A 15,459-nucleotide genomic window follows, 5' to 3' on the forward strand; every position below is an offset into this window, starting at 1 on the left:
TGGCTCGTATTATTAAATGGCAGTGGTTACTCATCACAACCCACGCATATATTTCAAGGCCTTTTACCTTTTGACAATGCTTTAAACTGGCCAACAAAATATCTACATACTCAGGACGTGTAAATACATCTACCCACTGATGCACTGTAAATGTCACATAATGTACAGCCCCCTGATCTCGAACTACATATGCATATCCCATACTGCTAATTTAGCGTGCCACGTTGAAAACCCTACTAATCATTTTTTTATTATGTATGTGTGTCGCGTTGCAAACGCTACGATAAGGCTTCGACATTACAAATGTCGAAGAGCCAGGGGCTAGATGGGGCCGGCTTGCTTATAGCTGTTATTAGCGGTTCGGGCTTTTTTTCATTTGTCCGTAAAGTCATTTTTGTTCTGTCTAATGTAATCTACCAGAAATTGTTGCAAGTTTTCAGTCTGATAAAGTTCATAGAATTCACCTCCCTGTTTTTCAGAGCTCGTTGACCGATAGCTACTATGGTTTCTGCTAACTTCTTCCCCATGCCTGGAGCAGAACCCGAATGAGCTGGTAGGCAGTAGCTCTGAGTCCGGTTTTAGGAACTACAATAACCTTATCACACCTTAAAGGATACGAAAGTATGATGGGCTACTACTTGAAATTCAAACCCAAAATTCAATGAACCGCCGTATACGAGACCCGCACGTACGGTGGTCATACCTACATTTTATTCCGGTAGATAAATGTGAGAGGCGCACCGTGGGCTTATGGCTAACGGCCGTCTACTCATTTATGCTCTTTTCAAATTGATCAATTCTCCACCCCAGCTTTCATCGTACCCCAAAAGAGGTATCCACAAATACCCCCCTTTTACGGTAGAATTTCTATAAAACAATAGATCAACTTTGAAATGTAATCAAGAAACGAGATTCGATTGAGTAGCTATTATCAGTTTTTTGATTACAAAGGCAGGAACGGAAAAGCCTATATGAAATAATTAGAACTACTTAAAAAATAGAATTATGTCCAAAATAACTTGTTTCAAACAAACAACTAATCAAGTTTTCGAACTAGACACTAGCACAACTCTTGATAAGATAAGAACAACACTAACATCTGCAGGTTTTATGCCTCCTGATGATGAAGCTCAAAACATTGGTTACCGATTTGTCGCGTATCAAGCCAAAGACACCAGGAACCTTGATGATTGTTTAATTGCAAAAAGCGTTGAGCATCTAGTCCCTTTGAGTGGGGTTTTGGGACCAGCTCAACAGCTCATTATAACTAATGAATTTGCTACGTCTAAACCAGATTTAATGGGGATTGGCGTTGATTGGTGGTTCAATAGATATGTTGGAGCTCAGGTTACATTGAATCAGACTGATGCCAGCGCAATTGAGCAAAATCAAAAGATAGGGGCATTTCCTCCTTTGATGCTTACTAACGTAATACCTACAAGTAAAAATGTAACTGGAATCTATGATAACGTTTGCGTTTGTGTTGATGGTACCGTGGTGGATATGAGTCTTAGCTCTTGGGGGGCAGCAGGATATGCAGAATACATTGGTGCAGATTCAGGAGAACCAGTTGTAGATGGCTTGTTTTTACCCTACAATCAGAATGCCATTAACAGCTACTGTACTGGGGCACCATTTAGAAGATGGGCTGGTAACCCTCCTACCACAATTCAAATACAAGGTACGGATGAAGTAAGTATAGCACCCGGTAAAACTTTGTCATATCAAAGAGTAACCTTCAAAACAGCTCGAATAACTCATTGGAGCAGAGGGTCAGAAAGCGTAACTAGTAATGCTACTCCACCACCTTTGAATGCTCCGACAGAAATGGCCTTATTTGAAAATGGGCCAATGATGGCGATGGCTCATGAAACAGCTGCCTCGAATCAAAGGCAAATAGCTGATGCTAAGAAAGGCGCCGTAGTGGTACCCGGAAATGGTATAAAACCGGGAACTCCTACTCATGGAGGTAGTTCAAATCAACAATTTGGTAAGCCTATTTCAGTAACTGTAGATCCTTGGACCGATGCACTTGGGGAAGTGGTGGTTTATTTCTTCGTGTTTAAGAGTCACGCAGACGCTGTCGCCACTATTAATGGAATAAATGCTCCAGATCCCAATATCTGGAACTAATTGGAACCAATTAATTACAATTAAAGAAAAGAACAAAAAATGAAACTTATTACTGTAAATAACACGAACAGTGGCGCTGATAAAAGCGTCGAATTAGACATTAATGCAAAGCTTAGTGATACCAGAAAAACCCTTGAGAATTTAGGGTTAATGTCGCAAGAAGACTTCTTTCTTGAGAATGGCAAAACTGAAATTGAAAAACCTCAAGAACCACAAATTCCTCTATCGGAGGTAGTTTATGACGGGAAGTTGACCGTTGGAAGCCCTCAGCTCCCAGGAGGAAATGCTGTGGATCGTTACAACCAAATGTCAGTTGCAGAGAAAAATGCACTATTCTCAAATATTCAAATCTTTAGAGGCTTGACAGTTACTCAAGAGTTAGGCTTTGGGAAAACATTCAAAGATTTATACTATTGGAAAGACGGTAACATGCCAGCCGCAAACAACCCTCGTATCCTTACAGAGGTGGATTACTCGTATACCTTCAATAAGGTTACATCAATGCTTACCACTTTTGGATCTGATTCAGGATCTATCTCTTTTGAAAGTCCGTATGCTAGTGCAGAAGCTAACTTCAAATATGAGCAGGAACATTCAACTTCATCTGAAGAGGTGACTGAATATTTGAATGCTCGATTTATAGTAAGGAAGGTGGAATTGGATGTCGCTATGAACTCTCTCTCGGTGAATCCTGAATTCATCCACGCTATCGAAGAAGCAGTTAAGAATTGCGATCCAAATAATAACTCTCAAGGAATGCAGGGATACTCAAATCTTTTAGAAGTTCTTAATGAGTGGGGTTATTACGTTCCTTTAACGTTTACCCTAGGTGGTGTACTTTACTCTAGTGATACAACAAAGATCACTGAGTTTAGCGATGCAGAATCTAAAAAAGAGGAGTTTGGTGGATCATTTAAAGCTGCATTTGATGGTATCGGTGGTGGTGGCTCCTATCAGCATGCACAGGGATCAAGTTCTAAAACAACATCCTCCAGTAAATTTCAGGATATCACCATTGATCAGGTTGGCGGAGCAGCTGGATCAACTAACGACTATAATACTTGGGCAAAATCGTTAGATCAGGCAATAAACTGGAATCTTGCATCTGCTTCTAAGCTTTTACCAAGTTTGGTGCTGGTTAGCTTAGGAGATGAAAATGCAAAAAATGCTTTAAACACATGTTTGAGTTTACTCAATGGTTACAATTCTGTAGGTTCCCTTCAGTACCTGCAACCTTATCTGAATATGGGGGATTACTCAAGTGTGGTTTCATCTATTCTTAATCCTTTTGGTTAATCACGGACGGGACAAATTCATGTATTTAAAAGGTGTTCATTAGGAGCACCTTTTCTCTCGTCTCGCACATAGCCAAGCCTTGATTTAAATTTAAAACTTGTGGCGGACTTTCCAATCCCCACAAAACTATCCTGACCAATGAAATCCCATTCATTCATAGCATATGTTAGCAGAATTTTTTAGTTGACCAATTCCCTAAGTTCTTTGGCAATATCAGAAATACTCATTATTGACGAATTTAAGGCTACTTTGTCGGCCAGGGTTGGGCTGTATTGAATCACTTCATCTTTAGACACTTTATGCCAAATAGGAAGAATTACTTTTACTCCATTCATTTCCTTCGTGACAAGCCCATCTAGTTCATATTGAGTCCAGTTTTTGTTGAAAAATGCAGTTGACAAAACTACTATTCCATATTTCGAGTTCTTTAGTCCTTCATCGATTGATCTTCTTAGGCTGTCCCCGATTTTAAGCTGGAATTCATCATACCAAATTGAAAGACCTAAATCTGATAATCGGTCAGCAAGAAGCCTGACAAAGCCCTCTTTATCCTCTGATGCATGAGAAATGAAAAAATCATATTTTTTCTGGCTGGTAATTGTTTTGTTGATATTAATATCGGTTGAAAGAGACTTTTGTTTTTGAAGCTCGTAGGTGATTTGTCGGTGGTGATTTAGTTCCTCTTGGCGTCTCCTTTTATCAGCTTGTTCCGTTTTTGTTCTTTCTGATCTCAAGTCTCTATCAAGCTGCTGTTGATACTTTAGCTCTTGTGATTTTTTATCTGCGATTTTTTTAGTCAGATCAGCTTTAGTTTTGGCAATCTTGGCTAGATCACCCTGAATTCTAATCATTTGACTTTGTTTTGACTTTAGAGAACTGAGGCTAGTGTTCTTAGTTATTGACTTGTCAATCAGGTTTATCTGTTTAGTCTTGTCAAGTTCTTTTTTGGATTCGTCTGCTAGTTTCTTTTCTAACCCAGCAATATCCTTTCCAATCCGCGCAATATTGTCTTGATTAGTTTTTATACTCATGGGATAAACTATTTTAGCTAGTGATGATTAGCGAAAGTTTTAATAAAGTGTGTCAAAACCTTTTTCAGTTAATTCCAAAGTTTGAGGGTTGTTATCATGGTATATTAAATATCCTTGTTCTACAAGTTTGTTTGCGGCTTCATTAAATCGTTCAGCTTCCACAGGGTTTAGTTTTTGCAGAATTTTAAAGTTTAAGTTCTTCATCATGATTTGATGTCCAGCTCGAGAGTTTTGGTTTTCAAACTCATGCATAATTATGGTCTCGATTTCTTCTACAGATTTACTATTCGAGTAGAGTTGTTTGAACCCTTCCTCAGTTAGCCTTAAGCACTCTGGTCCATTAGTCCCATCTTAATAAGCAACAAAACCTTTGTCAATTAACCTATTAATTGAAGGTTCAATTTCATCTTTTTGTTTCGGATTTAGCATTCTAAATAAACTATGATTCAAGTTGCGCATCATTAAGACATGACTTGGTTTTGAATTGGTCTTTTCAAATTCTGCCATTATTAAATCTTCCATGGTTCTTTAGGGCTTCGATTATGAGTTGCGGTATTTCTGCTAACATCTATACCGACCTCAAGCGTTTACAAATGACTATAATCGGATATAACAAGCACTTTAATTTAATCAATTTGCTCAACAATGTCCTCAAAACTTTCCCAACAGCACAATCTACTTTCCGAAAGTCATTTTTACGCTTCCAAGCGGAATTTAAAGCAAATCATTACCAATGACTTTGTCAATACCCAACCTTGGGTATATTGAGGGAAAAATTAGGGTTAAGATAGAAATTCTGCTAAGATTGAGGGGATCCCGGAACTCCGCTACACTTCTTCCGGGAAGGCGAAACGCCTAAAAGTAAAAAAGCAGAGTTAAAACTTCGCTCTCGCTCTGTTTCTCGCTCTGTTTCTCGCTCTGCTTTTGTAGCCCGTGGGAGGACCGACCGTTAAGAAATAATCCGGTGGATTATTTTAGAGAGGGGCCAGCCTGCAGGGTGAGTTGTGGGAGCGTGGGCGTTCGATTCCCCATAAATAAAAAAAGGCCTGAATCTACAGATTCAAGCCTTTTATTTGTAGCCCCTCGCGGACAAATATCGAACCTTTTACTGGCTGATTTGGCTGCAATCAAGGTTTTTGAAAAAGTGGCATTGTAAATGACTGGAAAGATAGAGCCCATGCGGACGTATTGCGTTATTTCAATCCAAACTAATGGATACGTATCCTTTTCTATTTGGAGGTTAGGAGTCTATTTAATGTGTCTTGAACCTTAGTTAAAGCTGCCTCAACTTGCTTTTTAGAGTACTTGAATTCTCCTCCATGAGCTGCGTCATTTCTCATTTTTGCAAGTGCTTCTAATTCTGTAGCTTCAGGAAAGATGATAGTCAATTGCTAGTCCAAGAGAGTATTCATCTTTAGCAGATTTCAGAATACCTAGTGCAGCTCCTATATTCATCTTTTGACCAGGCCCACCAATAACCCAAATTTCAAATTGTTTAACGAAACGATTAGTAGATACAGACAATTTATCCAAAATGTTCAAACAACTAGTTGACCACCGTGTAAATGAAACAATATCCTCAATTATTCCCTTTTCATTTGCCCTAAATTCCTCCCAAAGTCTTTCTCCCTCTGAAATTAAAGAAGATAACCGTTCATGCACAGTTTCATTTATATAAGTCTTTTTATCCATCTAACTCAAATTCTCCTGAAATTGTCTCAATAACGACCAGATAGCGTTTGTGGCCTATTTGGTTATGAATAGCGGTGAAGGTAGTGAATCTGTCGGAGCGAAACAATAACTGGAGAGTAATGAAAAACACAAAGTAAAATGCCCAACAAGATGCAAGGAGCACAACGCCAGGAAGTATCTGGCGGTAAATTCATGGGAAAGTCCCGTTAAAGTAGGCATAAAGCAACGAGACCATTTGTGCTATTGTTTGTTACTTTCGTTTCAGGGTTCAAAAGATTCCTGATTGGGTTGTTAGCCACCAAACCAATAGACCAACTGCAACACCGATGAATATCTTCTTAATTGTTGTCACTATAGCAGTTGCTGTCGCTTTTGCAGTTTTAGGAGATGAGGATTTCAAGTGAGTTAACCCGTCCAGAGATATGGAAAATCTGTTGTCTACTGACTCAAAAATGTTTCCACTGTCCATAGTGACTGAATCCTTCACAAGTTTCTTTTTGTTCACGAGTCCCTTGTTCAGGAGTTCGTCCAAAAGGTCATATGTGGTTCGTATCTGGTCGGAGGTTACCCGCTTGGACTTGAAGAGTTTGTTAGCCAATTCATACTCGTTCAAAGAGTCCTCTGATTTGAGGGTTCGTAAGACATTCGTGTACATTTTCTCTTTATCCATTATCAAGATTTAAAAAAGGTAACGTTTGGCTATTTGCAGTGACTGGTTTTGAATCATCTTTGTCCACCGTCATGAAGGTAATAACGAAGATAAAACTTTATACTTACACATCAACCAGCCATTGCAAATAGCTGCTGTAATGTACACCTGTAGAAACTTTTTCCCTGGACGTTTTTCGACTGCTGACAATGTCGAATGACGTTTGGTACTTAGTTAGTCTCAATTATATACACAAACTCTTTTACAAATTTCACTTGGTCTGAAAGTACCTTGTTTGCTAACATATTTGATGTCGGGACAGCCACTTTATTTTTGACTGATTGAATTAAGGTCAATAGATAATTGGTTTTAATCGCGTAGGAAGCATTTTCAGCCAAGGCATGTTTTGCATTTATTATTCCAACTACATTTCCTTTAGAATCAAACAATGGTCCGCCACTATTACCTGGTTGAACAGGAACACTTATTTGATATGCGGTAACATCTCCTTGGAATCCCGTCTTTGAACTAATTATTCCATTAGTCAACTTGACTTCGTCACCCATAGTTGCCCGTAATGGATAACCAAGTGCAAATACAGACGCACCAACATCCGCTATGTTGTTATCTATTTTATATGGAAGGATACCAAGTGTTGTGAAATTTGAGTCTTCAATTTTTATGATGGCGAGATCGTTGTTCCTGTCTTCAATAACAACCTTCGCTTCATATGTTTTCGAGAAATCACCTTTTACTCCTCTTACTTTGATTTTTTTACCTTGTATTACGTGATGATTAGTCGCAATGTATCCGTCTTGTGATATTGCAAAACCTGTCCCTGATGTTAAAACTGAATTTCCTGAACTGAAATCACTTGATGTCGTTGGATATAATTTTAAAAATAACTGATCCTCACCTCCACCACTTTGAGTGACCTTCATAACGCCCTTGTCGAATGAAATGTACTGATCTTTATTTACAGTTTTATCGCTCATATACCACTTAGATTTGAACAGATTATGACTGGCAGTTCTCAATACCCGAGCTTTTATATCACCTGTCCTCCAAATTGGATTAGAAGCACCAGACAGGTAGATTAAGTCATAGTTCTCAGCATTCTTTTTTAATGCGAGGCGATACTTGGTATTGTTGTATGTCGTTGTACTTTCATAAATCCCCTCAACCAAATCCAAACCACTCTTTTCCCATTCACTTTTCAAAGTGAACTCACTCCAGTTTGTTTTCGGTGTCATGTCTGGGTTTCTTACCTTTATGCGAACCCATTCAAAGCCACCGTCAATAAGCTCCATTATTAAAATCTCCTCTACACCTGGAGAGAGCGGTGCAAAGCGCATCCAAAAATGAAATTTCTGTGTTTCGTCCTTCGATTTAATACCATATTTGGTATCCAGTTGCAAACCTTCGAGCTCGCGTATCAAGTTATGTCCACCCATTTCTAAAAATTGATTTTGAGATGCTTTTCTTTTGTCGGCAACGTCTCGCCAGATTGCAAGATATGATGGATCGGTTGAAGCTGGTGTAGGAATCTCCAAATCGAGATTCCTCAAGTCTGAAACTAAAGCGGCAGAGCTATATGGAATCAATATTGTCCATTTACTTATTTGAATCCAAGGGTTACCTTTCTTCTGTGCGTCCACCTCAACCAATACTCTTGTGTAGTCCTTGTCGACAATAACTTTCGATATTCTACATATACCACAATTTGTTGAACCCACGCTTGGGTTCTCGGTAGTAAATGGCTGTCCTAATACAGAGCCAGATAGAAAGATGAGCAATAGTGCTAATGGTTTCATGACATTATATTTTTTAGAAGTACACTCTCTTATAGTTGGCTTTGTAAGCTGTAGTAATATTCAACAATGTGTCTGGAGATGTTTCTCTTTTCATTTCCTCCAATGTGACTTCCTCCTCTGTAACCGGGTCAACAACTTTAACGAATGATACCTCACCGTCTTCTTTCTCATTAAATACATATCTCAATGTTCTCCTTACTTGAGTTAGTTGGTCGGTTTCAATATAAAATGACTTCATAACTTATCATTTACTTATCAGGTTGTTTTATTGTCGCGCTGGATTAAGCGGCAAGCAAATGTGCAGAGGTCTTCGAAGCACGGAATTGTTCCACTGCATTGTGCATAGCATTTAAAATATGTAACGTTGTACATATACAACAAACTTTTTACAGATGACTATAAACGGATATAACGCTTTAATCCAAACTAGTCACTCCACATCTCCAAAGCTTCCCCAAGCTAGTAAATACTGAATAACTTTCAATACCCAACCTTGGGTATATTGATAGAAAAAGTCAATAAAATTCGGACAACCCATACGAGGAAATCTAACCCCATAATTTACTTGTTACCAAATACTTACGAATAAAAAGGAAAATTAGCGCTGTTTTTAGAGAGGAACTATCGAAATGCGATATATGCTATAATAAACTGAATACCAATAACTTAAAATTAAAAAAGCCGACTATCTTGAGATAATCGGCTTTTCGTAGCCCCTAGCGGACAAATATCGAACCTTTTACTGGCTGATTTGGCTGCAATTGAGGTTTTTGAAAAGGTGGCATGGTAAGTGTTAAAGAATTTTCACCTAACGCTTGGCTAAACTGCGTTTTAATGCAGTTTAGGTTTTGTTATGCTCTTTTTTCTTTAATTCTCGTTCATTAATAATAAAGACACCACCTGTTGCTCTGATCCAATCATTAGCTACTGATGTCACTTCCAAAATTGCTTGAGTAACTGTGTTTAAATATTCAGTTTTTATAGTTATTAAATTTAGCATTTCATTTTCTGAAATATTTTCAAAATCCCCACTGTCTCTTACAATTCCTTCATTCTTTTTTGTTTTTTCGAGCAAAATATATCCATTGTCTGGATTATTTGGATTCATCTTCTTCCCAGAAACAACAATATATTTATTTGTCATTTCTGAATTTTTGAAAACCTCTTTAGATGTAAAAAGTTTTGAAAGTTTTTTTAGCTCCATAATGAATTGAGCAAGTATGTTTTTCTCTTTTTCATTGAAGAAGTGCATGTTTGAATCATCATTAAAGAATTCTTTGAAATCTGAGATATTCAAATTGTGATTCTTGTACAGCTGAAAGCCTAAAAATTCTTTTTCTTCCAATTCAGAAATCAACTCTTCTTTTGTGATGTGTAGTAGACGGTTATATTCATATTTCTTTATGTTTTCAGGATGGTCGAAATATAGTATCTTAAGTATATCAAATAGAATGGCTTGAATTCCTAAGTCTACCTCTCTTTTAATTGATTTATAATACTTTTTGTTACTAAGCTTATTGTCAATTATTCCTTGAATACTATTTGTTAAGGACTTTATGAATGATTCCTTATTGATTTGTTTATCAACTTTAGTATGAAAGGTAATTGGCTTTCTGTTTCGAATGTCAAAAGGAAGATTTTCAATAAGTCCGTAATCTGAATTAAAAACACAAATAGTTTTTTCCCAGCCAATCTTGCTACATGCATAACCTAATTCGATTAACACATTGGGATTGGGGGTTTTTCGAGTATTTACCTCCTTATTAATGATGGAAATATCAGCCACAAAAATATCGCAGCTATCAATTTTGCTGAAAATGCTACTTACAAGATCAGGGGTTCCTTCATCATCCCTACTATCACTTTCTATAGAGAATTCTGAAATAATCTCATTGTTTTTATATACTTCTTTTAATGCCTTTTCTAGACAGCTGTTAATAAACCCTCTATTAGAGTTATTCGGAAGATCAGACTGCCATGAGTAAAAGGTCTTAAGTTTCATGCAAGTTTGTTTCAGTTGAGCATAACATCTATATAACAGTATGCTTGTTATTTCACATATAGCTATTCACACGCTATAACCTGAACAGCAAATACTTAACCGATCAGAAACGTTTACAAACTACAAAAATCGGGTATAACAAGCGTTTAATTTAATCCATTCCTCAACAACTGCCGCAAAAACTTTCCTAACCTCACGATCTACTTTCCCAAAGCTGTTTTTACGTTTGCGAGCCGCTTAGTATTAAGATTTGATATTTTTTGATTAAATAAATGTAATTCAGATTTATATGTTTCTAAGGATTTATTTATTTCCAATCTATAAGCTTCCTGTTTAATATCTAATTGTTTTTCATAATAGGAAATGCTTTTCTTAAAAAAGCTTTCTATTAATGCTTTAGTTGAGAATGCTATTATACCAGCTAATCCCAAATCTGTTACTATTTGATTTATATCCATTTATCTACATTAAGAACTTTTTTATTAGTAATACTAAATCTAATCAATGACATATAACTTTGTCAATACCCAACCTTGGGTATATTGAGGGGAAAAGTCAGTAATATTAAGTCAACCCATACGAGGAAATCGAACCACACAATTATCTGAATTTCAGCAGATTATAAAATTAAGAAGATATATTGCAATTTTTAGACAAGAATTATCGAAACGAGAATCAAGAGTTAATTTGCTGATTCTAAGATATTTATAATCAAAAAAGCCGATTATCGAATGATAATCGGCCTTTCGTAGCCCGTAGGGGAATCGAACCCCTGTTACCAGGATGAAAACCTGGCGTCCTAACCCCTAGACGAACGGGCCATTTCGTTAATGGAGGTGCAAATATAATGGGCCGGATTTTAAAAACAAGGGGGCAGCATATTTTTTTATTATTTTTTTTATGGAACGGCCTCTAGCTCGTCTTCATGCACTTTTCCAGGTACCTTCATAGTATGAACCGACTCTGTACCGAGTTCTGCCTGCCCTTTCTTATATTTAGATGCCTTCATGGATAGGTTATAAATGGGCATGGCTCCCAAGGTGGTGACAATGGCCATCAGCACGAGGATTGAAAACAGGTCTTGCGTAATCACTCCATAAAGCAGACCGATATTAGCAATCAGCAACTCCATCAAACCCCTTGAGTTAATCAAACCGCCTATGGCTGATGACTCTCTCCATGAATACCCAGAGGCTTTCATGGTTACGGCACACACACCATACTTCCCTACAATAGAAAATAATAAAATGATTAGCCCTGGTAATATAATCGTCGTATTCTGAAACACGAGCAGGTTAGTGCTAAGGCCTGAGTAGGCAAAGAAAATAGGCAGGAACATCACAATGGTGATGTCCTTCAGCTTAACAGTCAATGTTTCAATAAGTCCGGCAGTGCGTGGGATGGCTAACCCTAACACAAACCCTCCAAATACAGAGTAAAGACCAATAACATCTGTAGCCAGTGCTGCTGCCAGCAGTAAAATGAGTATAAAGGCAAAGTGTGCCTGGCTGAGTTCTCCGTTTTTCTCAGTAGTCTTTGCCACACGTTTCAATATAGGTTTCACTATACCAAAAACTACTAATACAAATAAAAAGGCTCCTCCAAGGGTAACGAAGCCTCCACTGTAGCTTTGGCTAATGGCCATAGCGGTAACAAACGAAAGAAGAATCCAGCTGATGACATCCTGCACACTTGCTGCCAGCAACGATAGGGCTCCTATTTTTGAGTTGATAAGCTTTTTTTCGTGTAATATCCTGGCGAGCATGGGAAAAGCGGTGATGGCAAGTGCCGTACCCATATAGATTCCAAAGGTGCTCAGGCTTATGCCTTCCATAGCCAGTGTATCATGATACATTATAGCGGCCAGCACGCCCAGTCCGAAAGGGAAAAGTGTACCGGTAAGTGACAGTGCCCCGGCCTGCTTTATGGTGGATTTCTTAAAGAGCTTATAATCGATCTCTGCCCCCACCAGAAACATATAGATGGATAGCCCCAGGTTACAGAGCACAAAAAGTATAGGCATCACTTCTTCATTGAAAAGGCTTGCTGACAACTCAGGAAAGTAGTTTCCAAACAAGGTTGGTCCCAGCAACACGCCGGAGATCATCTCCCCTACCACTCTGGGTTGACCAATGAAAGTAATCAATTTGCCACAAATCTGGGCTGCCATCATAATAACGATAACGGCAATGGTAACAGCAACGAATAATTCGAGGTTGTTCATACAAATACGATTATAAATAGGTGATTAGGCTTTCTTTACAAACGCGATTTATGATTGTTGTAATCTTTTCTTGCTCACTGATCAGGAAAAAATGACCTCCTTCCAAGTAATGTAACTGGAAATTAGCCTGAGTATATTGGCTCCATCCATAACACTGCTCCTCGGTCAGGTCATCTTCTTTGCCAAAAAACAGGGTTATATCGCAGGTCAGAGGGGTAATTTCGGCGCTATGGGTGTAGTTTTCTATCAGTTTGAGATCATTCCTCAACAGGGGAAGAAACAGATTCATGAGTTCAGGGTATTTAAAAAATTCAGGAGAGGTACCTCCCAGGGCTATAACCTTACACTTTAACTCATCCGTTGACATTAAATGGTATTTCTTTTTATCAGTTCTGGTTACATGTGGAGCTTCCCTTCCCGATATAATCAGGTTCAACGGATCGGGAAGACCGTTTTGTTTTATTTTTTGAGCAACTTCATAGGCTACCACTCCTCCGAGGCTATGCCCAAACAACAAGTAAGGTTCATGCTCAATCTCCTTTGCTATTTGTTCATACACATCATTGATCATGGCATCTATATTATCGTAAAGAGGGTCTGCAATTCGCTTTCCTCTTCCTGCCAACTCTATGGGGCGCAACTCAATATAAGGCTCAAGGTAGTCTTTCCATTGATTATAAAGCACGGCTGAGCCTCCTGCATATGGGAGACAAAACAATTTTATCTTATTCATCATCATCAAGTACGTTGATTAGAAATACTACAGATATTTTTCACGAGAGTTATAAGCTTCCAACTACTCTAATCTCTCCAGGTCATTACTTTAACAGAGGAAAAAACCACCTGCCTATGTCAGTATGGGACTACCAGTGCCTTTTGCTTTGTCGTTAGCAAGTGATTCCCGGATCAGCGCTTTGGCCAGTACCTCCGAGGAGTCTACCAAAACAATATCGTTGGGAGTAACATAGGGTGCTACTAATGACAACTCTGTACAACCAAGTATAACAGCTTCTGCCTTTGCATTGGCAAAGTAATTCAAAGCCTCCCTCATCAGCTGTTTGGCATCGAAAGTGACCTTGTCCGGGTTGGCCTTTAGACCTATATTTTCATCATAGATCATTCTATGGATCACATCATTCTGAAATTGCTCATCGGGCAGAATGACCTCAAAGCCATACCCTTCAAGCAAATGCTTATACACTTCAGACCTATAAGTCCCGTTGGTGCTCATTACCCCTACCCTGCGTACATGTAAATGGTTTGATTTAATGTACCTGCAGGTCTCTTTAGGCATGTTTAAAAGTGATACCTGGCTGTTCATTTTACTAAGCTCGTCTAAAATCACACTATAAATTTCTCGTGCGTAAGAGGTATTGCAGGCAATACCTACCACCTTCGCCCCAGCCTGTTCCAGGTTCAGTATTACCCTGGCTATGTTATAAGCAGGGTTTGGGCGCAACGGGTCATCCAGGAAGGCTGTTCTATCAGCGATATGCCTGGGGAATGACATCAAAACTACGGACAGGTGATCCTGGTCTTTAGCAGCCTTAGTATAGCGCAGTATGTAATCATACATGGCCAGGCCAGCCTGGGGGCCTACCCCCCCGACTATGCCAATTACATTATCTTGCTCCAGATCCATTACTCAGTCATTGATACAAGTACACGACGCTCACCGGTGAAGGAGTTTCTTCCATGGCTTACCAGTTCGTTATCCACAATCAGCAGTTCATTTCTTTCCCATGGCGGAGCTATCGTCAACTTTTCAGTAGTATTCAAAATTTCCTTAACCATGGCTTCTGTTATTTGTGTACCATCGCCAAACTTAACGAACATAGGAAAATCTTCTGTTGATTCATACATAAACTGCATCATCTCATAAATCTCGCCGTCCAGATGGCTTGGGTGGAACTGATCGACCTGGTTAAACCACACTCGCTCTCCACTGCTTCTATGCTCAACGATCCCCTTACTTCTCTGTATTAGCCTCAGGCTGTCATCCTCTTTCCATTCAAACTCTATGCCATATTGCTTACAATATGCCTCCAGCTGTTCTTTATTTTCCGTCTCGAAAGTATCTTGCCATGAGGGGCCTATTCCTTTTCCTCCATGTAGATTTCTGATATAAATTACTCCCTTTTTGTCAATTTCATCGACAAGGTCTTTATCCATATGGTTCAATATTTCTCTGCTATCTGCCAGCAGTGTTTCACCTCCGGTATCTGATGGCTGCATACAGCTAAAGAACAGTTTGCCTGGCCACTTGGCAGAGTATGACAACTCGTTGTGCATGGTGATGCGTTGTGTTTTGTCATATTCTGTTGAGGTATAAACATTGCCCGACAGCTTAGTTCTGGGAGAGTTGCCATCAATATAAGCCAAAAACTTATTGGCTATTGAATTAACAATATGCTGAAAAACTTCCATAGACTCGATCTGGATTCCCTGGAATTTTATAGCCCCAACTTCCAATAGGTCTCTCTCGATGTCACTCTCATTCTTTTTGTAATAGGCAATGAAATCATCCGGACTTAATTCATCCAGTTGTATTGCCATTGGCAAAGTCAGTTTTTTAGTAGTTTCGCTCATCTCTTTTATTTTTGTCTTTTAGAATTCTT

Annotated in this window: 17 protein-coding genes and 1 tRNA gene; 2 read left to right on the forward strand and 16 right to left on the reverse strand. The window is 38.7% G+C overall.

The annotated features are described in order from the left end of the window. Positions 1 to 202: transposase (locus tag JMN32_RS17915; RefSeq protein ID WP_202857741.1), on the reverse strand; the 202-nt coding region annotated here is incomplete at its 3' end. An 803-nt stretch (positions 203 to 1,005) separates the two neighbouring features. Here JMN32_RS17915 and JMN32_RS17920 point away from each other — a divergent pair. Together JMN32_RS17920 and JMN32_RS17925 are read left to right on the forward strand one after the other, a co-directional pair. Beyond that, positions 1,006 to 2,133: a hypothetical protein gene (locus tag JMN32_RS17920; protein ID WP_202857742.1), complete on the forward strand. Its 1,128-nt coding sequence runs from the start codon at positions 1,006 to 1,008 to the stop codon at positions 2,131 to 2,133. Between the two features lie 39 nt (positions 2,134 to 2,172). Beyond that, entirely contained in the window at positions 2,173 to 3,429 is a 1,257-nt protein-coding gene (locus tag JMN32_RS17925) for an MAC/perforin domain-containing protein (protein ID WP_202857743.1), read from the forward strand. Between the two features lie 17 nt (positions 3,430 to 3,446). Here JMN32_RS17925 and JMN32_RS17930 read toward each other — a convergent pair whose 3' ends face one another. The 15 genes from JMN32_RS17930 to JMN32_RS17995 form a co-directional block, all read right to left on the reverse strand. Further along, positions 3,447 to 3,587, reverse strand: coding sequence for a hypothetical protein (locus JMN32_RS17930; RefSeq protein ID WP_202857744.1), 141 nt, complete (start codon positions 3,585 to 3,587; stop codon positions 3,447 to 3,449). A 21-nt stretch (positions 3,588 to 3,608) separates the two neighbouring features. Beyond that, positions 3,609 to 4,460: a toll/interleukin-1 receptor domain-containing protein gene (locus JMN32_RS17935; protein ID WP_202857745.1), complete on the reverse strand. Its 852-nt coding sequence runs from the start codon at positions 4,458 to 4,460 to the stop codon at positions 3,609 to 3,611. A gap of 39 nt (positions 4,461 to 4,499) precedes the next feature. Beyond that, on the reverse strand, positions 4,500 to 4,712 hold the full coding sequence (locus tag JMN32_RS17940; protein ID WP_202857746.1) for a hypothetical protein: 213 nt from the start codon (positions 4,710 to 4,712) through the stop codon (positions 4,500 to 4,502). A gap of 99 nt (positions 4,713 to 4,811) precedes the next feature. Next, positions 4,812 to 4,982 (reverse strand): hypothetical protein, encoded by a 171-nt coding sequence (locus JMN32_RS27385; protein WP_238354533.1) that lies wholly within the window; start codon positions 4,980 to 4,982, stop codon positions 4,812 to 4,814. 846 nt (positions 4,983 to 5,828) lie between these two features. Then, complete coding sequence (locus JMN32_RS17945; RefSeq protein WP_202857747.1) at positions 5,829 to 6,152, reverse strand: hypothetical protein; 324 nt, start codon at positions 6,150 to 6,152, stop codon at positions 5,829 to 5,831. 268 nt (positions 6,153 to 6,420) lie between these two features. Beyond that, complete coding sequence (locus tag JMN32_RS17950; RefSeq protein ID WP_202857748.1) at positions 6,421 to 6,750, reverse strand: hypothetical protein; 330 nt, start codon at positions 6,748 to 6,750, stop codon at positions 6,421 to 6,423. A 281-nt stretch (positions 6,751 to 7,031) separates the two neighbouring features. Then, positions 7,032 to 8,615, reverse strand: a complete 1,584-nt coding sequence (locus JMN32_RS17955) for a S1C family serine protease (protein WP_202857749.1) — start codon at positions 8,613 to 8,615, stop codon at positions 7,032 to 7,034. 13 nt (positions 8,616 to 8,628) lie between these two features. Beyond that, entirely contained in the window at positions 8,629 to 8,853 is a 225-nt protein-coding gene (locus JMN32_RS17960) for a hypothetical protein (protein WP_202857750.1), read from the reverse strand. Positions 8,854 to 9,456: 603 nt separating this feature from the next. Then, positions 9,457 to 10,617 (reverse strand): hypothetical protein, encoded by a 1,161-nt coding sequence (locus JMN32_RS17965; RefSeq protein ID WP_202857751.1) that lies wholly within the window; start codon positions 10,615 to 10,617, stop codon positions 9,457 to 9,459. 200 nt (positions 10,618 to 10,817) lie between these two features. After that, positions 10,818 to 11,075, reverse strand: a complete 258-nt coding sequence (locus JMN32_RS17970) for a hypothetical protein (protein WP_202857752.1) — start codon at positions 11,073 to 11,075, stop codon at positions 10,818 to 10,820. Between the two features lie 291 nt (positions 11,076 to 11,366). Beyond that, positions 11,367 to 11,438, reverse strand: a tRNA-Glu gene (locus JMN32_RS17975). Between the two features lie 77 nt (positions 11,439 to 11,515). Further along, the gene (locus tag JMN32_RS17980; RefSeq protein ID WP_202857753.1) at positions 11,516 to 12,841 is read right to left on the reverse strand and encodes a cation:proton antiporter domain-containing protein; all 1,326 of its coding nucleotides are present in this window, start codon (positions 12,839 to 12,841) and stop codon (positions 11,516 to 11,518) included. Between the two features lie 10 nt (positions 12,842 to 12,851). Next, positions 12,852 to 13,580, reverse strand: a complete 729-nt coding sequence (locus JMN32_RS17985) for a thioesterase II family protein (RefSeq protein ID WP_202857754.1) — start codon at positions 13,578 to 13,580, stop codon at positions 12,852 to 12,854. Positions 13,581 to 13,688: 108 nt separating this feature from the next. Then, the gene (locus tag JMN32_RS17990; RefSeq protein WP_202857755.1) at positions 13,689 to 14,483 is read right to left on the reverse strand and encodes an aspartate/glutamate racemase family protein; all 795 of its coding nucleotides are present in this window, start codon (positions 14,481 to 14,483) and stop codon (positions 13,689 to 13,691) included. After that, complete coding sequence (locus JMN32_RS17995) at positions 14,483 to 15,430, reverse strand: TauD/TfdA family dioxygenase (protein WP_202857756.1); 948 nt, start codon at positions 15,428 to 15,430, stop codon at positions 14,483 to 14,485. Before JMN32_RS17995 ends, JMN32_RS17990 begins: the two co-directional genes overlap by 1 nt. Between the last annotated feature and the right edge of the window lie 29 nt (positions 15,431 to 15,459).

The organism is Fulvivirga marina, assembly GCF_016775155.1.
Lineage (GTDB): Bacteria > Bacteroidota > Bacteroidia > Cytophagales > Cyclobacteriaceae > Fulvivirga > Fulvivirga marina.